This window comes from Pseudomonas japonica (genome assembly GCF_013522925.1).
GTDB classification, from domain to species: Bacteria; Pseudomonadota; Gammaproteobacteria; order Pseudomonadales; family Pseudomonadaceae; genus Aquipseudomonas; species Aquipseudomonas japonica_A.
Window position 1 is genome coordinate 312256 of sequence record NZ_JAAMQU010000002.1, and the last position, 25819, is coordinate 338074.

The following is a 25819-nucleotide window of genomic DNA, read 5'->3' on the forward strand; positions in this document are numbered from 1 at the left end:
GTCAGCTTTTTACCGCGCCTTTGGATAGTTTTCGTACGCTGAAACGGTTCGGATGACAGCTTTCGGCGACATTGACGGGCATCGGTAGCGGCTCATGCTCGAGCCAGGCAGCAATAAGTTCACCCGACAGCGGGGCGGTAATCAGCCCTCGCGAACCGTGCCCGCTGTTTACATAAAGCCCTGGCAGCCAGGGGCATGGCGCGTCACAGGCTGCACGGGCGTTGCGCTGCAGCGCCTCATAAGCCTGGTTGAAGGCAGCGGTATCGGCCACCGGGCCCACGATGGGCAGGTAGTCCGGGCTGGTGCAGCGCAAGCCCACCCGGCCATCCAGGTGTTCAGGCGCAGCCGGGGCGAGGCGCCGGGCCAGGTCAGGTGAAATGCCCTCGAGCAGTGCCAGGTTCTGGGTGTGCTCGGCAATGCTGGGTTCGTTGTCCAGGCGCTGGAAGTCGAAGCTCGCGCCAAGGGTATGCTCGCCTAGCCGCGCCGGTGCTACGTAGCCTTCGGCACACACTACGGTGCTCAGTACCTTGCTTTCAGCGGTGGCCGGCAGGCGGGTGATCTGCCCCCGTATCGGCTTGAGTGGCAGGTCGGCCGTGTATTCGAAGGCACGCACCTGCGCCGCGCACGCCAGTACTGCGACAGGGGCGCTGGCGAGTACTTCATTGCCGGCCAAGGCGCGCCAGCGCTCGTTCACTCGCTCCAGGCGCAGCACGTCCTGATGAGGCTTTACCGTGATGCCAGGATGAGCGACCAGCGCTGCGCATAAAGCTGGCGGGTGCACCCAGCCACCTTCCGGAAAGTACAGGCCACCGGCTGGCAGGGGGACGTTTGCAAGGCTGCTGGCCTCAGCGGCGCTTACCAGGCGCAGCAGTTCCGGGGCAAAGGCATCGGCCAAGGCGTTCTGGCGCGAGGTGTCGGCGGCCGTGGTTGCCAATTGCAATACGCCGCAGCCTTCCCAATCGCTACCTTGTTGCAAGCGTTCCAGCCAGCGGCGGGTATACCCGAAACCGCTAAGGATCAGTTGTGACAGCGCGGTGCCGTGGGCGGAGAGTTTGAGGTACAGCACGCCCTGCGGGTTGCCCGAGGCTTCGGGGGCGATCTGCCCATGGCGCTCCAGCAGGGTGACCTTCCAGCCGCGCACGGCCAGGCTGTACGCCGTGGCGCAGCCGGCCAGCCCGGCACCGATCACCAGCGCCTCGCGGGGCCCCGGTACTGTTGGCGGGTAGGCGAACCAAGGCTTGGCGGTAGAGGTGGCGGCGGCATCCGGAGCACCGATGAAGTCCCCCCGCATGATTTCCCATTTCTTGCCCTGGCCTGGCAGCCTTTTCATCTTGAAGCCCACTGCGATCAGGCCACGGCGCACCATTCCCGCCGCGCTGAAGGTGCCGAGCGTAGTGCCTTCATGCGACAGCCGCCCCACCTCGGCGAACAGTCCGGGCGTCCACATGTCCGGGTTTTTCGCAGGGGCGAAACCATCGAGGAACCAGGCGTCCACCCTTGCGCTCAGTTGACTCAGCTGGGCCTGGGCGTCGCCGATCAGCAGGGTCAGGGTTACCCGCCCCTGCGCGAACGCCAGCCGCTGCGACCCGGGGTGAATGGCCTGGTAAGCCCCCTGTAGCTGAGCCGCCCAGGGTGCGAGTTCAGGCCACAGCGCCAGCGCCCGCTGAAGGTCGTCCCGGGTAAGGGGGTATTTTTCCGTGCTCACGAAATGCAGCCGCGCGCCTGGCCTGGCGATAGCGTCGAACAGCCGCCAGGTCGCGAGGAAGTTCATGCCCGTGCCAAAGCCGGTTTCACCGATCACCAGGTGCTCCCCGTCCGCCAGCGCGGCGAAGCGCGCTTCCAAGCGGTTCTGCTCGAGGAATACGTAACGGGTTTCCTCCAGCGCCGCCTGGCTGGAAAAATACACGTCGCCAAACACGCGGGAACGCGGTTGGCCGTTTTCGTCCCAGTCGAGCTGGGCAGGGGTGATAGCGCTGGGCATGGGCTTGAGGGATCGGCTTCGAACGGGCGCAGCATTCTGCCACAAGGCGCTGTCCAGATAAGCAGCCAAGGGAGGTCACCCATGTTTGAATCCGCCGAGATCGGCCATGCCGTGGACGATGAAACCTATAAGGCCGCGGTGCCCGCGTTACGCCAGGCACTGCTGGAAGCGCAATACGAACTCAAGGAGCAGGGCCGCTTTCCGGTGATCGTGCTGATCAACGGCATTGAAGGCGCGGGCAAGGGCGAAACCGTCAAGCTGCTCAGCGAATGGATGGACCCACGGCTGATCGAGGTGCGCACGTTCGATCAGCAAACGGATGAAGAGCTGGCCCGCCCACCGGTATGGCGCTACTGGCGGCAGCTGCCAGCGAAGGGGCGAATGGGGGTGTTCTTCGGCAATTGGTACAGCCAGATGATCCAGGGCCGCGTGCATGGCCACTTCAAGGACGCCGTGCTGGACCAGGCGATCAACCAGGCCGAACGGCTGGAGCAGATGCTCTGCGATGAGGGCGCGCTGATCTTCAAATTCTGGTTCCACCTGTCCAAGAAGCAGATGAAACACCGGCTCAAGTCGCTCAAGGACGACCCCTTGCACAGCTGGCGCATCAGCCCCCTGGATTGGCAGCAATCGAAAACCTACGACCGCTTTGTGCGTTACGGCGAGCGCGTGTTGCGCCGCACCAGCCGTGAGTACGCACCCTGGCACGTGATCGAGGGGCACGACAGCAATTACCGCAGCCTGGCCGTGGGCAAGATCCTGCTCGAAGGCCTGCAGGCCCGATTGAATGCCCCGCAGCAGCCGGTTCAACAGGCCGTGACGCCACTGGGCGACAGCCTCGACCAGCGCACCTTGCTCGACGCGCTGGACATGAGCCTGGCGTTGGACAAAAGCGACTATCAGCAGCAGCTGATCGAGGAACAGGCGCGGCTGGCCACGCTGTTGCGCCACAAGCACATGCGCCGACACGCGTTGGTGGCGGTATTCGAGGGCAACGACGCTGCCGGCAAGGGTGGCGCCATCCGCCGGGTAGCGGCCGCGCTGGACCCGCGCCAGTACCACATCATCCCCGTTGCGGCCCCCACCGAAGAAGAACGTGCGCAGCCCTACCTTTGGCGGTTCTGGCGGCACATCCCGGCGCGCGGGCAATTCACCATCTTCGACCGTTCCTGGTATGGCCGGGTACTGGTGGAGCGCGTGGAGGGCTTCTGCCAGCCGGCGGACTGGCTGCGTGCGTACAGCGAAATCAACGACTTCGAGGAGCAACTGACCGACGCCGGGGTGGTGGTGGTGAAATTCTGGCTGGCGATTGACGAGCAAACCCAGCTGGGCCGCTTCAAGGAGCGCGAAGAAACGCCGTTCAAGCGCTACAAGATCACCGAGGACGACTGGCGCAACCGTAACAAGTGGCCGCAATACCGCGAGGCTGTGGGCGATATGGTCGACCGCACCAGTACTGAAATCGCGCCGTGGACGCTGATCGAGGCCAATGACAAGCGCTGGGCGCGGGTGAAGGTATTGCGCACGATCAACGACGCCCTGGAGAAGGCTTTCCGTAAGCACCGTTGACTTATGCCGGGCTTTGAGCGATGGATGGGCCTCCAGCACTGTTCAAGGACACCACCATGAGCTTGTCGCCTTTCCACTTGGCTATCCCGGTTTACGACCTGCCCGCTGCCCGGCACTTCTACGGCGAAGTGTTCGGCCTGGCGGAGGGTCGCTCCAGCGATCACTGGGTCGACTTCAACTTTTACGGCCACCAGTTGGTCATCCACGAACACCCGCGCACCGCTTCCCAGGAGGCCGCCCACACCAATGCCGTGGACGGCCACGACGTGCCGGTGCCGCATTTCGGCATCGTGCTGGGTTGGGAAGAATGGGAGGCCTTGGCCGACCGCCTGCGCGCGCGGGAAACGCGCTTCGTGATCGAGCCCTACGTACGGTTCCAAGGGCAGGTGGGCGAACAGGCGACCATGTTCCTGTTCGACCCTTGCGGCAATGCCCTGGAGTTCAAGGCGTTCAAGGACATGAGCCAGCTGTTTGCTGTGTAGCCCTCATTCGCGAGCTCCGCCTGCGGCTTCGCCGGATGGCCGGCCCCCCAGCTCCCACAGGTGCACGTTTGAACTTGTTGGAAGCGGCGGGGCCGGCCATCCGGCGTTAGCTCGCGAATGAATCGCTACGCGCTCTGCGGCAGTTCTGGATTGCGGCTATGGCCAGCGGTACGTTCTATATACATCTCGCTTTCCCGCAGGGCTTCTTCCCGGCTGGGGAAGGGGCCTTCGAGGGTATTTTCCCGGGTGCTGAAGAAAAAGTTGCCGTTGATCAGGGTGAACCGATCACTGCGAAAGTGAGTGGCGGGAGCGGATTCTTCTGCGCGTTTGCCGAACATGGTGATCTCCGAACGAACTGAAAGCCGAAGGTGTGCCTGCCCGCCAAAGCGGCGGGCAGGGGAGGGCAACGTTAGCCTTGGCTACCGGCGCCGAGCATGTTCTCGGGCCGTACCCATTGGTCGAACTGCTCATCGGTGAGGTAGCCCAGATCGAGCGCGGCCTGGCGCAGGGTCAGGTTTTCACCATACGCCTTCTTGGCGATCTGCGCGGCCTTGTCGTAGCCGATATGCGGGTTGAGCGCGGTCACCAGCATCAGGCCGCGTTCCAGATGCTCGGCCATTTTGTCGGCATCGGCTTCCAGCCCGGCGATGCAGTGGGTATTGAAGTTGCGGCAGCCGTCAGCCAGCAAGCGAATGGATTGCAGCAGGTTATGGATGATCACCGGCTTGTACACGTTCAGCTGCAGGTGGCCCTGGCTGGACGCGATGCCAATGGTCACGTCGTTGCCCAGCACCTGGCACGCCAGCATGGACAGCGCCTCGCATTGGGTAGGGTTCACCTTGCCCGGCATGATCGAGCTGCCAGGCTCGTTGGCCGGCAACCGTACCTCGGCCAGGCCACCGCGGGGGCCCGAGCCCAGCAGGCGCAGGTCGTTGGCAAGCTTCATCAGGGCCACGGCCAGGGTTTTCAGTGCGCCCGCGAGGGTGACCAGCGGCTCATGGCCGGAGAGGGCCGCAAACTTGTTCGGGGCGGTCACAAAGGGCAGGCCCGACAGCGCCGCGATTTCCGCGGCAATGGCCTCGGCAAACCCGGACGGCGCATTCAGGCCTGTGCCCACGGCGGTCCCGCCTTGCGCCAGCTCGTACACGCCGGGCAAGGCAGTGCGGATCGCCTGTTGCGCGTAGTCGAGCTGAGCGACGAACGCCGACAGCTCCTGGCCAAAGGTAATAGGCGTGGCATCCATCATGTGGGTGCGGCCGGTTTTCACCAGCTGCATGTGGCGCGCCGACAGCTCGGCCAGGCCTGCGGAAAGCTCCGCTACGCCGGGCAAGAGGTCGTTCTGCACTGCCTTGGCCGCCGCGATGTGCATGGCCGTAGGGAAGCAGTCATTGGAACTTTGCGAACGGTTCACGTGGTCGTTGGGGTGCACCGGGCTCTTGCCGCCGCGGCCTTGGCCGGCCAGCTCGTTGGCGCGCCCGGCGATCACCTCGTTCACGTTCATGTTGCTCTGGGTGCCACTGCCGGTTTGCCACACCACCAGGGGGAATTGGGTATCGTACCCGCCCGCCAGCACTTCGTTGGCGGCTTGCTCGATCAGGTTGGCAACATCCGGAGGCAGGTCGCCGCTGCGGCTGTTGACCCGGGCCGCAGCCTTCTTGATAAGCGCCAGGGCGTGCACCACGTCCAGCGGCATGCGCTGCTCGCCAATGGCGAAGTTGATCAGCGAACGCTGGGTTTGTGCGCCCCAGTAACAGTCTTCGGGGACGTCGATCTGGCCAATGCTGTCTGTTTCGATGCGGGTCATTGCGTTCTCGCTCGTGCAGGTTCGACAGCCAGTTTAGGCGCATTCCAGCGGGCGGGGTTCCCTGTTTTCGGCACTTCTGCGGGCTGGCACTCGTCAGTGAGGGTTGAGTGGCCGGTTGGGTTGGGCGCAGAATGGCCTGCTCCGGGGTTTGCCCCAATCGCCACAGTAAGGAAAACCGATGAATCGAGTTCGCGCCCTTTGCACAGCGGCCGTTCTGGCCTGCGCCGGGCCGGTGATGGCCGATACCGCCAGCCACAACGCCAGCGCGGAAGCCTTCCTGATGATGGCCCATGCGGACAAGCTCGGCACGCCGGTGTACATGCAGGTGCAACAGATGTTTGCCCAGCGTTTCGCCCAGGCCAACGCTCCTGAGTCGAAAAAGGCCACCCTGGAAAGCTACCAGGCCAAGGCCAACGCCGCGCTGGACCAGGCCATTGGCTGGGACAAGGTCAAGCCGGACATGATCAAGCTGTACACCGACAACTTCAGCGAGCAGGAGCTGAAGGACCTGGTCAAGTTCTACAAGTCGCCGCTGGGGCAGAAAGTGCTGCAGACCATGCCCAAGGTCACCCAGCAGTCGGTGGAGCTGAGCCAGCAGCACCTGGAGCCTGCCGTGCCGGTGGTGAACAAGCTGCTTGCCGACATGACTGCTGAAATCACCCCGCCCAAGGCCGACGACGCGGCGAAGGGTGCCGAGCCCGCCAAGAAGAAGTAACCGCCATGACCTTGCAAACCCGCATCGAGCACACACTGGGCCTGTTGCAGCCGCAGCACCTGCAAGTGCTGGATGAAAGCCACATGCACAGCCGTGGCCAGCAAACCCACTACAAGGCCGTGGTGGTGAGCGAGCGCTTCCAGGGGCTGAACAGCGTGAAGCGCCACCAGTTGGTGTACGGCACGCTGGGCGAGCTGATGGGGGAGTTCCATGCGCTGGCCTTGCACACCTACACCCCTGAGGAGTGGGCGGCACAAGGCGTGGCGCCGGCTTCGCCGGTGTGCGCGGGCGGGCATTGATCCGCGGCAACACACAGGCGCTTGTCCCTTTGCTAGAATGCGCGCCGCCCGGGCCTGCCCGGCGCGCGTATTCGTGACCTGCCTGGTCCGCCCTTTGCGAGGGCGACCACCTGGAGAAGCAAAGATGACTCACCCTATCGTCGTGGCGGCGCTGTACAAGTTCGTCACCCTCGAAGACTACGTCGAGCTGCGCGAGCCCCTGCTCAAGGTGCTGCTGGACAACGACATCAAAGGCACCCTGCTGTTGGCCAACGAAGGCATCAATGGCACGGTTTCCGGCACCCGTGGTGCGATCGACAACCTGCTGGCCTGGCTGCGCAGCGATCCTCGCCTGGTTGATGTGGACCACAAGGAATCGTACTGCGACGAGCAGCCGTTCTACCGCACCAAGGTCAAGCTCAAGAAGGAAATCGTCACTCTGGGCGTGCCGGGCGTGAACCCGAACACGCGCGTGGGCACCTACGTAGAGCCGCAGGACTGGAACGCCTTGATCAGCGACCCCGAAGTGCTGCTGATCGACACCCGCAACGACTACGAGGTAGCCATCGGCACCTTCGAGGGCGCCATCGACCCGAAGACCGAAACCTTCCGTGAGTTCCCGGAGTACATCAAGGCGCACTTCGACCCGGCCCGCCATAAAAAGGTAGCGATGTTCTGCACCGGCGGCATCCGCTGCGAAAAAGCCTCCAGTTACATGCTGGGCGAGGGGTTCGAGGAGGTGTACCACCTCAAGGGCGGCATCCTCAAATACCTTGAAGAAGTGCCTCAGGAAGAAAGCAAGTGGCAGGGCGACTGCTTCGTTTTCGATAATCGCGTAACGGTGCGTCACGACCTGACCGAAGGCGACTATGATCAGTGCCACGCCTGCCGTATGCCGATCAGCGCCGAGGATCGCCAATCCCCGCACTATGCGCCCGGTATCAGCTGTGGGCACTGCTGGGACAGCCTGAGCGAGAAAACCCGCCGCAGCGCCATCGACCGGCAGAAGCAGATCGAGCTGGCCAAGGCGCGCAACCAGCCCCACCCTATCGGCTACAACTACCGCAAAACCACCGAGGCCTGAGCCATGTCCAGCCGTCTGGTATATGTGATGGACCCCTTGTGCTCCTGGTGCTGGGGCTTTGCCCCTACGGTACAGGCGCTCATCGACCAGGCGGCAGAGGCCGGGATCCATACCCACTTGGTGCTCGGCGGGCTGCGCACGGGCCAGACGGCACTCGACAGCGGTACCCGTGAGCGCATTCTCGAGCACTGGCACAGTGTCGAGGCGGCCACCGGGCAACCTTTTCGCTTCGAGGGGGCAATGCCGCCTGGGTTTGTATACGACACCGAGCCCGCCTGTCGGGCCGTGGTTGCCGTGCGGCGGATAAATGAGCAATTGGCCTGGCCCATGGCCAAGGGGATTGCCCAGGCGTTCTATCGCGATGGCCTGGACGTGACCCGTACCGCCACGCTCGTGGATGTGGCCGAAGCCGCAGGCATCTCGCGCATCCGCTTTGCCGAAACCTTCGACCTCGCCGCCACGGCTCAGGCCACTCAGGACGACTTCAGCTGGTCACATTCGTTGGGTATCTCTGGCTTTCCTACGTTGCTTGCCGAACGCGACCGCCAGTTCGCCTTGCTCACTAATGGCTACCAGCCATTAGAGGAACTGGCGCCCTTGCTGGCACGTTGGCTAGAACGTGCCGCCGCGCTATAGTCGCCCCGGTGTCGCTTCGCCCCCGGGCGCGGCCTGGGCACGGATAAAGGTGTAGCAGGGCCGCAAGTGCTGTCAGTGCTGGCCGCGCTGCGCTGAATGTGTGCCGGGACGTGGTTCGCGTGTGTCCCGGCTCTGCGTTGTAAAGGATCACATGAAGCAGAATCGGACGCTCGAAACGCCAAGACTCATCAGCATTGCCTGGCCATTCATCGCCGTTGTGCTGCTTCTGGCATTGCTCGGCTGCATCAGCCTCTACGCCCTGTCGGCCGTTCGCGGGTATGTCGCGGGCGAAAGCCTGTGGTCCAAGGGCCAGAAAGACGCCATTTTCTACCTGAGCCTCTACGCCGATAACCGCGACGAACAGGTGTTCGACAAATACCGCGCGGCCATGGCGGTACCAGAAGGCAGCCGCGACCTGCGCTTTGCCCTGGACCAGCCGCACCCGGATGTGGAGCAGGCTCGACGTGGCTTGTTGCAGGGCGGCACGCACCCGGATGACTTCGATGGAGTGATCTGGCTGTTCCTGAATTTCCGTCACATTTCCTACTTCTCCCGCGCCATAGAGCTCTGGACCATTGGTGACCGCTACCTGGACCAGCTCGACAGCATCGCCATGCAGATGCATGGGGCAATAGAGGCGGGTACGGCGTCCAACGCGGACATGACGCGGTGGAAGGGCGAAATCGTGGCCCTCAACGATGCCGTTACGCCGGCAGCCAAGGCATTCAGCGATGCGCTGGGCGAGGGTTCGCGGGTACTCCAGCGGCTGTTGATCGCCACCAACCTGATCACCGCCTTCGTGCTGATCGGGCTGGCGTTGTGGATCACCCGCAAGCTGCTCATTCAGCGCCATAACATGGCCGCCGCGCTGCAGCTTGAGAAGGAGCGGGCGCAAGTGACCCTGGCGTCTATCGGCGACGGGGTGATCGCCACCGACGTAACCGGCGCCATTGCCTACATGAACCCGGCGGCGGAGCAGCTCACCCATTGGAAAGCCGAGCAGGCAGCGGGCTTGCCCTTGGCGGCGCTGTTCAACCTGCTGGACGAAAACGCCGAGCAGGACAGCTTCACCCTGATCGAACGCATCCTCGGTGGCCAGCTCAAGGGGGGCAGCGAGCATGCCAAGTTGATCCAGCGGCTGGATGGCAGCACGGTCTCGGTAACGCTGGTAGGCGCGCCTATCCGCACGGAGGGGCGGATCAGCGGGGCGGTGCTGGTGCTTCACGACATGACCCAGGAGCGGCAATACATCGCCAACCTGTCCTGGCAGGCCAGCCATGATGCCTTGACCGGCCTGGCCAACCGCCGTGAGTTCGAGCAGCGGCTGGAACAGGCCCTTGCCCGCATGGCCAGTGGCAAGGGCCGCCACTCGCTGATGTTCCTGGACCTTGATCAGTTCAAGCTGGTGAATGACACCTGCGGCCACGCAGCGGGAGATGAGTTGCTGCGGCACATTTGTGCCGTGCTTGCCTCCGGCCTGCGCGAAACCGATACCCTGGCGCGCCTGGGCGGCGACGAATTCGGTGTATTGCTGGAGGACTGCCCGCCCGAGCAGGCCGAACGCATTGCCGAATACCTGCGCGAAAGCGTGCATAGCCTGCACTTCGTATGGAAGGGCCGGCCGTTCATGACCTCGGTGAGTATCGGCCTGGTGCACCTCAACCTGCTGCCGGCCACCCTCGAGCTTTCTCTGCGCGCCGCCGACATGGCCTGCTACATGGCCAAGGAAAAAGGCCGTAACCGGGTTCAGGTGTACCACGCCGACGATTCCGAGGTGTCCACCCGCTTCGGGGAAATGGCGTGGATACAGCGGTTGCGGATGGCCCTGGAAGAGGACCGGTTCACCCTCTACGCCCAAGAGATCGCCTTGTTGGGCAACGAGCGCCACGGCGGCAGCCATGCGCGGCACGTGGAAATCCTGCTGCGCCTGCACGACGAGAGCGGGCGAATGATCCTCCCGGACACCTTTATTCCCGCGGCGGAGCGCTATGGCCTGATGACGGCCCTGGACCGTTGGGTGGTGAAGAGCGTGTTCGGGATCATTCGCCAGGCCATGGATCAGGGCGGCGACGAACCGCTGGCGATATGTGCCATTAACTTGTCCGGGATCAGTATCGGCGACGACGATTTCCTTGATTATCTGCGCGAACAATTCCGGCGGTTCGCCATTGCGCCGCATTTGATCTGCTTCGAAATCACTGAAACCAGCGCCATTTCGAACCTCGGCAGCGCCATCCGTTTCATCAATGAGCTCAAAGCCCTGGGTTGCCTGTTCTCGCTTGATGACTTCTGTGCCGGTATGTCGTCCTTCGCGTACCTCAAGCATTTGCCGGTGGACTTCCTCAAGATCGACGGCAGCTTCGTGAAGGACATGCTCGACGATCCGATCAATCGGGCAATGGTGGAAGTGATCAATCACATTGGCCATGTGATGGGCAAGCGCACCATCGCCGAGTTCGTTGAAACGCCCTTGATCGAGCAAGCCTTGATGGAGATAGGGGTGGATTATGCCCAGGGTTACCTGATCGAGCGCCCTCGCTTGTTTACCTGCGAAAGCCTCAGGAGCGCGGCCAAGGCCCGTGCGACGCCGTGAATCGTTGTGGATGCATGCGGTAGTTTTTCACCAACAGAAAGGAAGTTGTCGATGAATGATGTAGCAGACTCAGGCTTCACCCGCACCGGGCCACTGATGGAGGCCAGCAGCTACCCGGCATGGGCCCAGCAATTGCTGCGCGATTGCAGCATTGCCAAACGGCGCGTGGTGCAGCATGAGCTTTATCAGCGGATGCGTGATAACAAACTCAGCGCCGCGACCATGCGGCAGTACCTGATCGGCGGCTGGCCGGTGGTCGAGCAGTTCTCCCTGTACATGGCCCAGAACCTCACCAAAACCCGCTTCGGCCGCAACCCGGGCGAGGACATGGCCCGCCGCTGGCTGATGCGCAACATTCGCGTGGAGCTCAACCACGCCGACTACTGGGTGAACTGGTGCGCGGCCCACGGCGTGACCCTGGAAGACCTGCAGGCGCAAAAAGTGCCGCCAGAGCTGCAGTCCCTGAGCCACTGGTGCTGGCAAACCTGCGCCACCGACCCGCTGGCGATTGCCATGGCAGCCACCAACTACGCCATCGAAGGTGCGACCGGTGAATGGTCCGCGGTGGTGTGTTCCAGCGACGTGTACGCCAATGCGTTCCCGGAAGAAACGCGCAAGCGCGCCATGAAGTGGCTCAAGATGCACGCCCAGTACGACGACGCCCACCCATGGGAAGCGCTGGAGATCATCTGCACCCTGGCCGGCAACGACCCTTCGCAGGCCCTGCAGAACGACCTGCGCAAGGCCATCTGCAAGAGCTACGACTACATGTTCCTGTTCTTGGAACGCTGCATGGAGCTGGAGCACAAGGCCGTGCACCGCGAGCGCGAAGCGGTGGTGTAACCGATTCGCGAGCTTCGCCCGCTTCCAACACAATCGGTAGGAAGCGGGCGAAGCTCGCGAATGAGGGCGCCGTTACCTCGCATCCAGCGCCTGGCCATTCACGCCGGCGCTGTCGGGCCCCATCAGGTACAGGTACGCCGGCATGATCTCTTCCGGCGTAGGGTTGCGGCTCGGGTCTTCGGCGGGGTAGGCCTGGGCGCGCATGTCGGTGCGGGTGCCTCCCGGGTTCAGGCTGTTGGCGCGGATCAGCGAGCTGCCATCGGATTCGTCCGCCAGGGTTTGCATCAGGCCTTCCGTGGCGAACTTGGATACCGCATACGCCCCCCATTGCGCACGGCCTTTACGGCCTACGCTGCTGGAGGTGAATATCACCGAGGCGTCCTTGGAGCGGTGCAGCAGCGGCAGCATGGCCCGGGTAAGCATGAAGGTCGCGTTGACGTTCACCTGCATCACCTGGATGAAATCGGCGTCGGGTATTTCGTCCAGGCTGGCGCGCGGCCCGAGGATCGAGGCGTTGTGGAGCAAACCATCCAGGCGGTCGAACTGCTTTTCGATCGCCACTTCCAGCTGTTCGTAATCCGCCGTTCTCGCGGTTTCGAGGTCCAGCGTATACACCATCGGCGTGCCATGGTCGGCATGGCGAATGCGCAGCGCCACGTTTTCCAGGTGGGAGCGGGTTTTGCCTAACAGGATGACCTGCGCGCCATGCCGGGCATACGCCTGTGCGGCCGCCGCACCGATGCCGCGGCCAGCGCCGGTGACCAGTATTACCCTGTCGGCCAGAAGGTTCGGGGGTGCCTTATAATCGAACATTGCGCGTCTCCTTGCCGCGGGCGGGGAAGGGTCAGCAGCCGCAGAGCGCACGGTCCAGCACGTCGCGCAGCTCTTGGGGGTGGCTCACGACCACATCCGCGCCCCAGTGATTGGGATTGTCATGGGGATGAATATAGCCGTAACGCACTGCCGCCGTTTTAGTGCCCGCGTCGCGCCCCGACTCGATATCACGCAAGTCATCGCCCACGAACAGCACCCGGGACGGGTCCACGCCCAAGGTTTTGCAGGCGAGTATCAATGGCTCCGGGTCTGGCTTGCTGCGGGTCACGTGGTCAGGGCAGATGAGCACGCGGGACCGCTCGGCCAGGTTCAGCTGCTGCATGATCGGCTCGGCGAACCGCACCGGCTTGTTGGTGACCACGCCCCAGATCAGCCCGGCCTTTTCGATGTCCGCCAGCAACTCGGCCATGCCATCGTAAAGGCGGGTATGCACCGCACACGCCTGTTGGTAGCGGTCGAGAAACTCCAGGCGCAGCGCTTCGAATTCCGGGGCCTCGGGCGACAGCGCGAAGGTGGCGCTGACCATGGCGCGAGCGCCACCGGACACCACGTCGCGGATCAGTTGATCGTTGACCGCCGGCAGGTTGCGCTCGGCCAGCATGGCCTGGCACACGGCGATGAAATCGGGGGCGGTATCCAGCAGGGTACCGTCCATGTCGAACAGCACGGCGTCCAGGCGCATGTTCAACCCTCCCGTACGGTCTGGATCATGTAGTTCACATCCACATCCGAGGCCAGCTTGTAATGCTTGGTCAATGGATTGTAGGTCAGGCCCACCATGTCCCGTACCCGCAGGTCGGCGGCGCGGGCCCAGCTGCCCAGTTCGGAAGGGCGGATGAATTTCTTGAAATCATGGGTACCGCGTGGCAGCAGCTTCATGATGTATTCCGCGCCCACGATGGCGAACAGGTAGGCCTTGGGGTTGCGGTTGATGGTGGAGAAAAACACCTGGCCGCCGGGCTTGACCATGCGCGCGCAGGCCTGGATCACCGAGGAGGGGTCTGGCACGTGCTCGAGCATTTCCAGGCAGGTCACCACGTCGTAGGCGCCGGGGGCTTCCTCGGCCAGGGCCTCGGCGGTGATCTGCCGGTAGTCCACTTCTACACCGGATTCGAGCTGGTGCAGACGTGCCACGGCCAGGGGCGCTTCGCCCATGTCGATGCCGGTCACGGTGGCACCACGCAAGGCCATGGCCTCGCTGAGGATGCCGCCGCCGCAGCCCACGTCCAGCACCTTCTTGCCGGCCAGGTGCGCGCGTTCGTCGATCCAGTTCACCCGCAGCGGGTTGATCTCGTGCAACGGCTTGAATTCGCTTTCCCGATCCCACCAGCGGTGAGCCAAAGCTTCGAATTTGGCGATTTCAGCGTGGTCGACGTTACTCATGGGCGGTCCTTGAATAAATATGAAAGAAGGTGGCTGGCCGGGTAGGTTCAGCGGGCATCGGCGGCGCCAATGCGCTCGCCCCAGGCGCGGGCCCGCGCGATGAGCGCTGCCTCGTCAAAGCCTGTGAGCTGGCCGTTTTCCAGCAAAGGTTTGCCCGCGACCCACACGTGCTTCACGCACTCGCGGCTTGCGGCATAAATAAGTTGAGATACCGGGTGATACACCGGCTGCAAGGCCAGGCCGGAGAAGTCGAACGCTACCACGTCTGCGGCCTTGCCCACTTCCAGCGAGCCGATGCAGGCGTCCAGGCCCAGGGCGCGTGCGCCGTTGAGGGTGGCCATGCGCAAGGCGCGATGGGCATCTACCGCCGTGGCCGAACCAGAGACTGCCTTGGCCAGCAGCGCCGCGGTACGGGTTTCGGCCAGTAGGTCCAGGTCATTGTTGCTGGCCGCGCCATCGGTGCCCATGGCCACGTTCACGCCAGCCTGCCACAAACGCTCCACCGGGCAGAAACCGCTGGCCAGCTTGAGGTTGGACTCGGGGCAATGCACCACGCTGCAGTTGTTTTCTACCAGCAGCGCCAGGTCGCTTTCGTCGATCTGGGTCATGTGCACCGCCTGGAAGCGCGGGCCCAGCAAGCCAAGGCGCGCCAGGCGGGCGAGCGGCCGCTCACCGGTTTTTTCGACTGCCTCCTGCACCTCATGGGCGGTTTCGTGCACGTGCATATGAACGGGCGCGTCGAGCTGGTTGGCCAGCACCCGTACTTTCTCCAGGTTTTCATCACCCACGGTGTAGGGCGCGTGCGGGCCGAACGCCAGGCTGATGCGCGGATGCTCACGCAGCTCGTCGAACAGGGCGACACCTTCGCGCAAGGCTTCGTCGCTATCCCGTGCCCCTGGTACGGGGAAATCCAGCACCGGGATGGCGATCTGCGCGCGCACACCGGCTTCGTGTACCCGGTCGGCGGCCACTTTGGGGAAGAAGTACATGTCGGCAAAGCAGGTGATGCCGCCCTTGATCTGCTCGGCAATGGCCAAATCCAGCCCGTCGCGGATGAAGGCTTCGTCTACCCAGCGGCCTTCGGCCGGCCAGATATGATCTTGCAGCCAGCTCATCAGCGGAAGGTCGTCGGCCAGCCCGCGGAACAGGCTCATGGCGGCATGGCCGTGGGTGTTGACCATGCCGGGGGCCAGCAGACAATCCGGCAGTTCGCGCACTTCCAGTGCGGAACGGGCCAGGCCGTCGGCGCGTGGGCCGATGAACTCGATCACACCGTCGCGGATGCCCAGCGCGTAATCCTTGAACACCACACCCGCTGGCTCCACCGGCACCAGCCAGGTGGGCAGCAACAAAAGGTCGAGTGTGGGGGCTTGGGGCATGGAGGCCTTCCGATAAGAGGAATGAGTTGCCGAAGTATACCCGAGCGTGTTTCCCGGGGGAGCGGTATAATCGGCGGTTTTGAACGCTTGAGTGGGGTGGGGCATGCGCGATCGTCTTTTGGCAGCAGAGAAGGTAAAGGCGATCGACTGGCGGGATGGCGCCCTGTTTCTTCTGGACCAGCGCCTGCTGCCTGCTGCCGAAACCTGGCTGCGCTACGACGATGCCGCCGGGGTGGCCGAGGCCATTCGCAGCATGGTAGTGCGAGGCGCGCCAGCGATCGGTATCGCTGCGGCCTATGGCGTGGTGCTGTCGGCGGCCCGGCGTACCGCCGCAGGTGGCGACTGGCAAGCCGCCGTAGCCGCCGACATCGTGCTGCTGGCCGATTCACGGCCCACCGCGGTCAACCTCTTCTGGGCGCTGAACCGCATGCGCGAACGCATGGCGCGGCTGCGCGAAGGCGAGGCCCCGGTTGCCGCGCTGGAAGCCGAAGCCATGAACATTCACGAGAGCGACCGCGAAGCCAACCTCACCATGGCGCAATTGGGGGTGGACCTCATCCGCAAGCATCAGGGCAACGTGCAGGCCTTGCTTACCCACTGCAACACAGGTGCGCTGGCCACCGGCGGCTTCGGTACCGCGCTTGGGGTGATTCGTGCCGCCTGGCTCGAAGGGATGGTAGAGCGCGTGTATGCCGATGAAACCCGGCCCTGGTTGCAAGGTTCGCGGCTGACTGCGTGGGAGCTGGCCAATGAAGGCATCCCGGTTTCGCTGAACGCGGATTCCGCCGCCGCGCACATCATGAAAACCAAGGGCATTACCTGGGTGATCGTGGGCGCGGACCGCATCACCGCCAACGGCGACGTGGCCAACAAGATCGGCACCTACCAGCTGGCGGTCAACGCCATGCACCATGGCGTGCGCTTCATGGTGGTCGCGCCCAGCTCCACGATCGACATGTCGCTGGAAAGCGGCGACGACATCCCGATCGAAGAGCGCGCCGGCAGTGAGCTGCTGGAAGTGGGCGGCACCCGTTTCGGTGCCGATGTCGAAGCCTTCAACCCCGTGTTCGACGTTACCCCCGCCGACCTCATCGACGTGATCGTGACCGAGAAAGGCATCGTCGAACGGCCCGACACCGCCAAGATGAACCAGCTCATGTGCCGCAAGCGCTTGCATTAAGTTCCGGCGCGGTGGGAAGCGGGGGGCGGCCATCCGACGCAGCTCGCGAACAAGGTAAAATGCATTCGCGAGCTTCGCCCGCTTCCTACGGTGGGCTGTGAGCGGTTTTATGTGGCCTGCCTTCTCCTCCAAAGCCCACATCAGGATAGGCCTCACACGCGCTCTGTGGTAACATCCGGCGGTTCAGAGGCTGGCCTTTTCATGAAGCGCCGCCCCGGTTTTTATGAGACGCAAGTCGTCAGGTGTGTCACGGGCCGTAGCGGGCCCGGCTGAGTTTCATTACATAAGGAATCAGGCTTCTCATGGGCGAACTGGCCAAAGAAATCCTACCGGTCAATATCGAAGACGAGCTCCGGCAGTCGTACCTCGACTACGCCATGAGCGTAATCGTGGGGCGTGCATTGCCCGACGCCCGCGATGGCTTGAAGCCAGTGCATCGGCGGGTTCTCTTTGCCATGAGCGAACTCGGCAACGACTGGAACAAGCCCTACAAGAAGTCGGCCCGTGTGGTCGGTGACGTGATCGGTAAGTACCACCCCCACGGCGACACCGCCGTATACGACACCATCGTGCGCATGGCGCAGCCGTTCTCGCTGCGCTACCTGCTGGTAGACGGCCAGGGCAACTTCGGTTCGGTGGACGGCGACAACGCGGCGGCCATGCGTTACACCGAAGTACGCATGACCAAGCTGGCTCACGAGCTGCTGGCCGACCTGCACAAGGAAACCGTCGACTGGGTGCCCAACTACGACGGCACCGAGCAGATCCCGGCGGTAATGCCCACGCGCATCCCCAACCTGCTGGTCAACGGCTCTAGCGGTATCGCGGTCGGCATGGCCACCAACATTCCGCCGCACAACCTGGGTGAAGTGATCGACGGCTGCCTGGCGCTGATCGACAACCCGGATGTGACCATCGACGAACTGATGCAGCACATTCCGGGTCCGGATTTCCCCACGGCCGCCATCATCAATGGCCGCCAGGGCATCATCGAGGCCTACCGCACCGGCCGTGGCCGCATCTACATGCGCGCCCGCTCCACGGTAGAAGACATCGACAAGGTTGGCGGCCGCCAGCAAATCGTGGTCACCGAGCTGCCGTACCAGTTGAACAAGGCCCGGTTGATCGAGAAGATCGCCGAGCTGGTGAAGGAAAAGAAACTCGAAGGCATCACCGAGCTGCGTGACGAGTCCGACAAGGACGGCATGCGCGTTGTGATCGAGCTGCGCCGCGGCGAAGTGCCTGAGGTGATCCTCAACAACCTCTACGCGCAAACCCAGCTGCAAGCGGTGTTCGGCATCAACATCGTGGCCCTGATCGATGGCCGCCCGCGCCTGCTGAACCTCAAGGACCTGCTCGAAGCCTTCGTGCGTCACCGCCGCGAAGTGGTTACCCGCCGCACCGTGTACGAGCTGCGCAAGGCGCGTGAGCGTGGCCACATTCTCGAAGGCCAGGCCGTTGCGCTGAGCAACATCGACCCGGTCATCGCGATGATCAAGGCGTCGCCTACCCCGTCCGAAGCCAAGGAAGCCCTGGTGTCAACCGGCTGGGAATCCTCGGCGGTGATGACCATGGTCGAGCGCGCTGGCGCCGACGCCTGCCGCCCGGAGAACCTCGATCCGCAATACGGCATGCGCGACGGCAAGTATTTCCTGTCGCCCGAGCAGGCCCAGGCCATCCTCGACCTGCGCTTGCACCGCCTTACCGGCCTGGAGCACGAGAAGCTGCTGGCCGAGTACCAGGAAATCCTCAACCAGATCGGCGAGCTCATCCGCATCCTCAGCAGCGCCGAGCGCCTGATGGAAGTGATCCGCGAAGAGCTCGAGCTCATCCGTTCCGAATACGGCGACGTTCGCCGCACCGAAATCCTCGATGCGCGCCTGGACCTCACCCTCGGCGACATGATCCCGGAAGAACACCGTGTGGTCACCATCTCTCACGGTGGCTACGCGAAAACCCAGCCGCTGGCCGCCTATCAGGCCCAGCGTCGCGGTGGCAAGGGCAAGTCCGCCACCGGCGTGAAGGACGAAGACTACATCTCGCACCTGCTGGTCGCGAACAGCCACACCACGCTCATGCTGTTCTCCAGCAAGGGCAAGGTGTACTGGCTCAAAACCTATGAAATCCCCGAAGCCTCCCGCGCCGCGCGCGGTCGCCCACTGGTGAACCTGCTGCCGCTGGGCGAAGGTGAATACATCACCACCATGCTGCCGGTAGAGGAATACACCGAGGGCCACTTCATCTTCATGGCCACCGCCAACGGTACCGTGAAGAAGGTGCCGCTGCCGCAGTTCAGCCGTCAGCGCAGCGTTGGCCTGATCGCGCTGGAGTTGGACGAAGGCGATGTACTGATCTCCGCGGCCATCACCGACGGCGAGCGCGAGGTAATGCTGTTCTCCGATGCCGGCAAGGTCACCCGCTTCAACGAAGGCGACGTGCGCCCCATGGGCCGTACCGCCCGCGGTGTTCGCGGCATGCGCCTGGGTGAAGGCCAGCGCCTGATCTCCATGATCATTCCGGAGGAGGGCAGCCAGATCCTCACCGCGTCGGAGCGTGGCTACGGCAAGCGCACCGCCATCGCCGAGTTCCCGCAGTACAACCGTGGTGGCCAGGGCGTGATCGCCATGGTGAGCAACGATCGCAACGGTCGCCTTGTAGGTGCCGTGCAGGTACTGGAAGGTGAGGAAATCATGCTCATCTCCGACCAGGGCACCCTGGTGCGTACCCGTGTAGGCGAAGTGTCCAGCCTGGGCCGTAACACCCAGGGCGTTACCCTCATCAAGCTGGCCACCGACGAGAAACTCGTGGGCCTGGAGCGGGTGCAGGAACCGTCCGAGGAAGAAGTCGAAATCTTCGAGAGCGAAGATGCGCTGGCCCAGAGCATGGTCGAGGAGCTGATCGAGGCGCCTGAAGACGGCGTTGAAACCCCGGCCGAGACCCTGGGCGATACCGGCGACGAGCCGCTCGACGAAGAGTGACAGGCAACAGGTACACGTAGAAGATGGGTTCGGTACAACAAGCACGCCGAGCGCCGCGCAAGGCGCTTGTTGTACCCGAACCGGCAAAGACAATCAGCCCTTTGTAGAGCGAGACTGGATGTGAGCAACCGAGCCTTTAACTTCTGCGCGGGCCCTGCCGCGCTTCCTGAAGCCGTTCTGAAGCGCGCCCAGGCGGAGATGCTCGACTGGCATGGCAAAGGCCTTTCCGTAATGGAAATGAGCCACCGCAGCGACGACTATCAAGCCGTCGCGCACAAGGCCGAGCAGGACCTGCGCGACCTGCTGTCCATCCCTTCCAACTACAAAGTGCTCTTCCTGCAAGGCGGCGCCAGCCAGCAGTTCGCGGAAATCCCGCTGAACCTGCTGCCCGAAGGCGGCGTGGCCGACTACATCAATACCGGAATCTGGTCTGGCAAGGCCGTCGACGAAGCGCGCCGCTACGGCACCATCAACGTGGCCGCCAGCGCCAAAAGCCTCGATTTCCTCGACCTGCCACCCCAGGCCGAGTGGCAGCTGAGCGACAACGCCGCCTACGTTCACTATGCCAGCAACGAAACCATCGGCGGCCTGCAATTCCAGTGGGTGCCGAAAACCGATGCGCCACTGGTAGTGGACATGTCCTCGGACATCCTGTCGCGGCCGATCAACGTTGCCGACTACGGCATGATCTACGCTGGCGCGCAGAAGAACATCGGCCCCAGCGGGCTGGTGGTGGTGATCATTCGCGAAGACCTGCTCGGCAACGCCCGCGCCAGCTGCCCGACCATGCTCAACTACAAGGTCGCCGCGGACAACGGCTCGATGTACAACACGCCCGCCACGTATTCCTGGTACCTCTCGGGCCTGGTGTTCGAGTGGCTGAAAGAGCAGGGCGGCGTGCCGGCCATGGAACAGCGCAACCGCGCCAAGAAGGATCGCCTCTACAGCTTCATCGATAGCAGCGACTTCTACAGTAACCCTATCGCGCTGGCGTCGCGCTCCTGGATGAACGTGCCGTTCCGCCTGGCGGACGAGCGCCTGGATGCGGCCTTCCTCGCTGGCGCCGATGCCCGTGGCTTGCTTAACCTCAAGGGCCACCGCTCGGTCGGTGGCATGCGCGCTTCCATCTACAACGCCCTGGGCCTGGACGCGGTCGACGCGCTGGTGGCCTACATGGCTGAGTTCGAGAAGGAAAATGGCTGATGTCTGATCAGGAACTGAAGGCGCTGCGCCTGCGCATCGACAGCCTCGACGAGAAGATTCTCGAACTGATCAGCGACCGCGCCCGCTGCGCCCAGGAAGTGGCCCGGGTGAAGATGGAAGCACTGGGCGAAGGCGAAGCTCCCGTGTTCTATCGCCCTGAGCGTGAAGCTCAGGTGCTCAAGCGGGTGATGGACCGCAACCAGGGCCCACTCGGTGACGAAGAGATGGCGCGGTTGTTCCGCGAAATCATGTCCACCTGCCTGGCGCTTGAGCAGCCGCTGAAAGTCGCGTACCTGGGCCCCGAAGGCACCTTCACCCAGGCCGCAGCCATGAAACACTTCGGCCACGCGGTGATCAGCCAGCCCATGGCGGCCATCGACGAGGTGTTCCGCGAAGTGGTCGCCGGCGCAGTGAACTTCGGCGTGGTGCCCGTGGAAAACTCCACCGAGGGTGCGGTCAACCACACCCTGGACAGCTTCCTCGAACACGACATGGTGATCTGCGGTGAAGTGGAGCTGCGCATTCACCACCATTTGCTGATCGGCAGCAACACCAAGACCGACAGCATTTCGCGCATCTACTCCCACGCCCAGTCCCTGGCGCAGTGCCGCAAGTGGCTGGACGCGCACTACCCCAACGTGGAGCGCATCGCCGTTTCGAGCAACGCCGAGGCCGCCAAGCGGGTGAAGGGTGAGTGGAACTCCGCCGCCATCGCCGGCGACATGGCGGCCAGCCTGTATGGGCTGGACCGGCTGGCCGAAAAGATCGAGGACCGCCCGGACAACTCCACGCGCTTCCTGATCATCGGTAGCCAGGAAGTGCCACCCACCGGTGATGACAAAACGTCCATCATTGTGTCGATGCAGAACAAGCCTGGTGCGCTGCATGAACTGTTGATGCCGTTCCACGAGAACAACATCGACCTCACCCGGATCGAAACCCGGCCCTCACGTAGCGGCAAGTGGACGTACGTGTTCTTCATCGACTTCGTGGGCCATCACCGCGACCCGTTGATCAAGGCAGTGCTGGAGCAGATCAGCAATGAGTCCGTAGCGCTGAAAATTCTTGGCTCGTATCCCAAGGCTGTGCTCTGAACCCTCCGTGCCCGCGGCCTTGCGAAGGCCGCATTGTTTAACCCGGTACGCGGCGTTTGCCGCCGCGGCCAAGGCTTCCCGGACCTCTCCATGTTGAATGAACACTCCAACGGCGCTGCGCCGCTCATCGGACGCCTGGTGGTGGTAGGCCTGGGCCTGATCGGCGGCTCCTTCGCCAAAGGGTTGCGTGAGAGCGGCCTGTGCGCCGAAGTGGTAGGCGTGGACCTCAATGCCACCTCGCGCGAGCGCGCCGTGGAGTTAGGCGTAACCGACCGCTGCGTGGCGGCGCTGGCGGATGCCTGCACAGGCGCTGATGTGATTCAACTGGCGGTGCCGATCCTGGCGGTGGAGCGTGTGCTTGGCATGCTCGCCGAGCTCGACCTGGGCAATGCGATCATCACCGATGTGGGCAGCGCCAAAGGCAGCATCGTGCAGGCAGCCCGGGCGGCAATGCCTGCCCGGCTTCACCGGCTGGTGCCTGGCCACCCCATCGCGGGGTCGGAGCAGAGCGGGGTAGAGGCCTCCAACAGTGCGTTGTTCCAGCGTCACAAGGTCATTCTCACGCCTCTGGCCGAAACCGAGCCCGCCGCGCTGGCCGTGGTGGACGCGTTATGGCGGGCGCTGGGGGCTGATGTGGAGCACATGGCCGTGGACCGCCACGATGAGGTACTGGCCGCCACCAGCCACCTGCCGCACCTGCTGGCGTTCAACCTGGTGGACTCGCTAGCCCGTCGCGACGAAAGCCTGGAGATCTTCCGCTACGCCGCTGGCGGCTTCCGTGACTTCACCCGTATTGCGGGCAGCGATCCGGTGATGTGGCACGACATCTTCCTCGCCAACCGTGACGCCGTGTTGCGCCAGCTGGACATCTACCGGGCAGACCTGGACGCCCTGCGCGAAGCCGTGGACCGGCGCGACAGCGAAGAGCTGCTGCGCACGTTCACCCAGGCGCGCGCGGCACGTGAACACTTCGGCGAAATCCTCGCCAAACGCGCCAAGGCCAAACCCTACCAGGGTGCCGAATAACGCATTTTTTCCCTGTAGGAAGCGGGCGAAGCTCGCGAAAAGGGCAACCCATTCGCGAGCTTTCGCCCGCTTCCTACCGGTTTGAAATGCCTCTGCAGAATTTTCTCGCAACACGGATCGGGTATCATGCGCCGCAGCAGCGGTAGCGGTCGGGCAGCCACCATTTCATTTGCGTATTCCTCGGGCGCCAGGCGCACGGGAATGCAGGCGTCAAAAGAGGGAACGTTGTGAATTTTCAAGCTCCGGTCATCACCATCGACGGCCCAAGCGGCTCGGGCAAAGGCACTGTTGCCAGCAAATTGGCTGAAAAGCTCGGCTGGAAATTGCTGGATTCCGGTGCCCTCTACCGCTTGCTGGCCTTCGCTGCCGGCAATCACGGGGTGGCCCTGAGCAACGAAGCGGCCCTGGTGTTGCTGGCCAGGCACCTGGATGTGCAATTCGTCGCGGCGACGGATCATCGGCTGGACCGCATCATCCTTGAAGGGGATGATGTGTCCCAGGCCATTCGCAACGAGCAGGTCGGTGCCGGCGCTTCACAGGTTGCCGCCATTCCCGCCGTGCGCGAAGCCTTGCTCGAGCGGCAGAAGGCATTCCGCGACCAGCCAGGCCTGATCGCCGACGGGCGCGACATGGGAACCGTGGTATTTCCTGACGCGCCGCTGAAGATCTTCCTCACCGCCAGCGCGGAAGAGCGTGCCCGACGCCGCTACTTGCAGTTGAAGGCCCGGGGCGATGATGTTAGTCTGGCGAGTCTGTTGGATGAGATACGTGTGCGCGACGAGCGCGACACCCAACGCGCAGTGGCCCCGCTCAAGCCGGCCGCCGACGCCATACAGCTCGATTCCACCGAGTTGTCCATCGAACAGGTGCTTGATCGAATCATGAGCGAGGTCGCACAACGCGATCTCGCCTGACCCGGAAGGCTCACGGGGTTCCAGCGTAAGCGGCGATGGCCGCTACCCCGGAAGGCTTTCCTTTACTTGAACGCAGCCCACGTTAACTGGATCGTGGTTGTGGGCCGGTCTCCGGCTCAATCTACAGGAATTAAAATGAGCGAAAGCTTTGCAGAACTTTTTGAAGAAAGCCTGAAAACCCTCAATCTTCAGCCTGGCGCCATCATCACCGGTACCGTTGTCGATATCGACGGCGACTGGGTGACTGTACACGCTGGCCTGAAGTCCGAGGGCGTCATCCCGCTCGAGCAGTTCTTCAACGAAGCTGGCGAGCTGACCATCAAGGTCGGTGACGAAGTTCACGTCGCGCTGGACGCGGTGGAAGATGGCTTTGGCGAAACCAAGCTGTCCCGTGAAAAAGCCAAGCGCGCCGAGTGCTGGATCGTTCTGGAAGCTGCCTTCGCTGCCGAAGAAGTGGTCAAGGGCGTCATCAACGGCAAGGTCAAGGGTGGTTTCACTGTCGACGTCAACGGCATCCGTGCGTTCCTGCCGGGTTCCCTGGTCGACGTGCGCCCAGTGCGCGACACCACTCACCTCGAAGGCAAAGAGCTCGAGTTCAAGGTCATCAAGCTGGACCAGAAGCGCAACAACGTTGTCGTTTCCCGTCGTAGCGTCCTGGAAGCCGAGAACAGCGCCGAGCGCGAAGCGCTGCTGGAATCGCTGCAGGAAGGCCAGCAGGTCAAGGGTATCGTCAAGAACCTCACCGACTACGGCGCATTCGTCGACCTGGGTGGCGTGGACGGTCTGCTGCACATCACCGACATGGCCTGGAAGCGTATCAAGCATCCTTCCGAAATCGTCAATGTTGGCGACGAGATCGACGTCAAGGTTCTGAAGTACGATCGCGAGCGTAACCGCGTATCGCTGGGCCTGAAGCAACTGGGCGAAGACCCATGGGTTGCTATCAAGGCTCGCTACCCGGAAGGCACCCGCGTGAACGCACGCGTTACCAACCTGACCGACTACGGCTGCTTCGCAGAGCTGGAAGAAGGCGTGGAAGGCCTGGTGCACGTTTCCGAAATGGACTGGACCAACAAGAACATCCACCCGTCGAAAGTCGTTCAGGTTGGCGACGAAGTGGAAGTCATGGTTCTGGACATCGACGAAGAGCGTCGTCGTATCTCCCTGGGCATCAAGCAGTGCAAGTCCAACCCATGGGAAGACTTCTCCGGCCAGTTCAACAAGGGCGATCGCATCAGCGGTACCATCAAGTCGATCACCGACTTCGGTATCTTCATCGGCCTGGACGGCGGCATCGACGGTCTGGTTCACCTGTCCGACATCTCCTGGAACGAAGCCGGTGAAGAAGCCGTTCGCCGCTTCAAGAAGGGCGACGAGCTGGAAACCGTTATCCTGTCCGTTGATCCTGAGCGCGAGCGCATCTCGCTGGGCATCAAGCAGCTGGAAGACGATCCGTTCTCGAACTTCGTAGCAGTTAACGACAAGGGCGCCATCGTCCGCGGTATCGTTAAAGAAGTTGACGCCAAGGGCGCTGTAATCACCCTGGCCGATGACATCGAAGCTACCCTGAAAGCCTCCGAAATCAGCCGTGACCGCGTTGAAGACGCGCGCAACGTTCTGAAAGAAGGCGAAGAAGTCGAAGCCAAGATCATCAGCGTCGACCGCAAATCTCGTGTTATCCAACTGTCGGTCAAATCGAAAGACGTTGAAGACGAGAAAGAAGCTATCCAAAGCCTGCGCGACAAGCCAGCTTCGGAAAGCGCCGGTCCGACCACCCTGGGTGATCTGCTCCGCGCTCAAATGGAAAAGCAGAACTGAGTTCTGTCTACCATTGAAAAAAAGG

21 protein-coding genes and 1 pseudogene are annotated in these 25819 nt (G+C 63.1%); 15 read left to right on the forward strand and 7 right to left on the reverse strand.

Annotated elements, in window-relative coordinates:
- Nucleotide 1 precedes the first annotated feature (1 nt).
- A complete protein-coding gene (gene mnmC, locus G7016_RS04120) occupies nt 2-1981 on the reverse strand; it encodes a bifunctional tRNA (5-methylaminomethyl-2-thiouridine)(34)-methyltransferase MnmD/FAD-dependent 5-carboxymethylaminomethyl-2-thiouridine(34) oxidoreductase MnmC (RefSeq protein ID WP_181111776.1) in 1980 nt (659 codons plus the stop codon).
- An 81-nt stretch (nt 1982-2062) separates the two neighbouring features.
- On the opposite strand from mnmC, the gene pap reads away from it, so the two are divergent.
- Nucleotides 2063-3550 carry a polyphosphate:AMP phosphotransferase gene (gene pap, locus G7016_RS04125; protein WP_181111565.1) on the forward strand — a complete coding sequence of 496 codons (1488 nt, stop codon included), beginning with the start codon at nt 2063-2065 and terminating at the stop codon, nt 3548-3550.
- A 56-nt stretch (nt 3551-3606) separates the two neighbouring features.
- Entirely contained in the window at nt 3607-4032 is a 426-nt protein-coding gene (locus tag G7016_RS04130; RefSeq protein WP_181111566.1) for a VOC family protein, read from the forward strand.
- A 125-nt stretch (nt 4033-4157) separates the two neighbouring features.
- On the opposite strand, the gene G7016_RS04135 is transcribed toward G7016_RS04130, so the two are convergent.
- Both G7016_RS04135 and G7016_RS04140 read right to left on the reverse strand, forming a co-directional pair.
- Complete coding sequence (locus G7016_RS04135; protein ID WP_181111567.1) at nt 4158-4370, reverse strand: DUF6316 family protein; 213 nt, start codon at nt 4368-4370, stop codon at nt 4158-4160.
- A gap of 71 nt (nt 4371-4441) precedes the next feature.
- Nucleotides 4442-5836: a class II fumarate hydratase gene (locus G7016_RS04140; RefSeq protein ID WP_181111568.1), complete on the reverse strand. Its 1395-nt coding sequence runs from the start codon at nt 5834-5836 to the stop codon at nt 4442-4444.
- Nucleotides 5837-6014: 178 nt separating this feature from the next.
- On the opposite strand from G7016_RS04140, the gene G7016_RS04145 reads away from it, so the two are divergent.
- From G7016_RS04145 to G7016_RS04170, 6 genes are all read left to right on the forward strand, one after another.
- The gene (locus G7016_RS04145) at nt 6015-6551 is read left to right on the forward strand and encodes a DUF2059 domain-containing protein (RefSeq protein ID WP_181111569.1); all 537 of its coding nucleotides are present in this window, start codon (nt 6015-6017) and stop codon (nt 6549-6551) included.
- A gap of 5 nt (nt 6552-6556) precedes the next feature.
- On the forward strand, nt 6557-6850 hold the full coding sequence (locus G7016_RS04150; protein ID WP_181111570.1) for a BolA family protein: 294 nt from the start codon (nt 6557-6559) through the stop codon (nt 6848-6850).
- A 124-nt stretch (nt 6851-6974) separates the two neighbouring features.
- On the forward strand, nt 6975-7913 hold the full coding sequence (gene trhO, locus G7016_RS04155; RefSeq protein WP_181111571.1) for an oxygen-dependent tRNA uridine(34) hydroxylase TrhO: 939 nt from the start codon (nt 6975-6977) through the stop codon (nt 7911-7913).
- A 3-nt stretch (nt 7914-7916) separates the two neighbouring features.
- Nucleotides 7917-8549 (forward strand): DsbA family protein, encoded by a 633-nt coding sequence (locus G7016_RS04160; protein WP_181111572.1) that lies wholly within the window; start codon nt 7917-7919, stop codon nt 8547-8549.
- 151 nt (nt 8550-8700) lie between these two features.
- Nucleotides 8701-11142: an EAL domain-containing protein gene (locus tag G7016_RS04165; RefSeq protein ID WP_181111573.1), complete on the forward strand. Its 2442-nt coding sequence runs from the start codon at nt 8701-8703 to the stop codon at nt 11140-11142.
- A gap of 51 nt (nt 11143-11193) precedes the next feature.
- On the forward strand, nt 11194-11985 hold the full coding sequence (locus tag G7016_RS04170; protein WP_181111574.1) for a TenA family transcriptional regulator: 792 nt from the start codon (nt 11194-11196) through the stop codon (nt 11983-11985).
- A 72-nt stretch (nt 11986-12057) separates the two neighbouring features.
- Here G7016_RS04170 and G7016_RS04175 read toward each other — a convergent pair whose 3' ends face one another.
- The 4 genes from G7016_RS04175 to G7016_RS04190 are packed head-to-tail and all read right to left on the reverse strand — an operon-like array spanning nt 12058 to nt 15581.
- Entirely contained in the window at nt 12058-12798 is a 741-nt protein-coding gene (locus G7016_RS04175; protein ID WP_181111575.1) for a YciK family oxidoreductase, read from the reverse strand.
- Nucleotides 12799-12829: 31 nt separating this feature from the next.
- Nucleotides 12830-13501: an N-acetylmuramic acid 6-phosphate phosphatase MupP gene (mupP, locus tag G7016_RS04180; protein WP_181111576.1), complete on the reverse strand. Its 672-nt coding sequence runs from the start codon at nt 13499-13501 to the stop codon at nt 12830-12832.
- Between the two features lie 2 nt (nt 13502-13503).
- Nucleotides 13504-14202, reverse strand: a complete 699-nt coding sequence (ubiG, locus tag G7016_RS04185; protein WP_181111577.1) for a bifunctional 2-polyprenyl-6-hydroxyphenol methylase/3-demethylubiquinol 3-O-methyltransferase UbiG — start codon at nt 14200-14202, stop codon at nt 13504-13506.
- 47 nt (nt 14203-14249) lie between these two features.
- Nucleotides 14250-15581 carry a TRZ/ATZ family hydrolase gene (locus G7016_RS04190; protein ID WP_181111578.1) on the reverse strand — a complete coding sequence of 444 codons (1332 nt, stop codon included), beginning with the start codon at nt 15579-15581 and terminating at the stop codon, nt 14250-14252.
- A 103-nt stretch (nt 15582-15684) separates the two neighbouring features.
- Here G7016_RS04190 and mtnA point away from each other — a divergent pair, with 103 nt between their 5' ends.
- From mtnA to rpsA, 7 genes and pseudogenes are all read left to right on the forward strand, one after another.
- Nucleotides 15685-16761, forward strand: a complete 1077-nt coding sequence (mtnA, locus tag G7016_RS04195; protein WP_181111579.1) for an S-methyl-5-thioribose-1-phosphate isomerase — start codon at nt 15685-15687, stop codon at nt 16759-16761.
- Nucleotides 16762-17063: 302 nt separating this feature from the next.
- Complete coding sequence (gyrA, locus tag G7016_RS04200; protein WP_181111580.1) at nt 17064-19739, forward strand: DNA gyrase subunit A; 2676 nt, start codon at nt 17064-17066, stop codon at nt 19737-19739.
- Nucleotides 19740-19859: 120 nt separating this feature from the next.
- Nucleotides 19860-20942: a 3-phosphoserine/phosphohydroxythreonine transaminase gene (serC, locus tag G7016_RS04205; RefSeq protein ID WP_181111581.1), complete on the forward strand. Its 1083-nt coding sequence runs from the start codon at nt 19860-19862 to the stop codon at nt 20940-20942.
- The gene (gene pheA / locus G7016_RS04210) at nt 20942-22036 is read left to right on the forward strand and encodes a prephenate dehydratase (RefSeq protein ID WP_181111582.1); all 1095 of its coding nucleotides are present in this window, start codon (nt 20942-20944) and stop codon (nt 22034-22036) included. The genes serC and pheA overlap by 1 nt, the downstream gene beginning before the upstream one ends.
- A 90-nt stretch (nt 22037-22126) precedes the next feature.
- Nucleotides 22127-23032 (forward strand): annotated as a pseudogene (locus G7016_RS04215) (prephenate dehydrogenase/arogenate dehydrogenase family protein); the annotation flags it as partial.
- Between the two features lie 257 nt (nt 23033-23289).
- Complete coding sequence (cmk, locus tag G7016_RS04220; protein ID WP_181111584.1) at nt 23290-23976, forward strand: (d)CMP kinase; 687 nt, start codon at nt 23290-23292, stop codon at nt 23974-23976.
- Nucleotides 23977-24111: 135 nt separating this feature from the next.
- Nucleotides 24112-25794 carry a 30S ribosomal protein S1 gene (gene rpsA / locus G7016_RS04225; protein ID WP_181111585.1) on the forward strand — a complete coding sequence of 561 codons (1683 nt, stop codon included), beginning with the start codon at nt 24112-24114 and terminating at the stop codon, nt 25792-25794.
- Nucleotides 25795-25819: the final 25 nt, after the last annotated feature.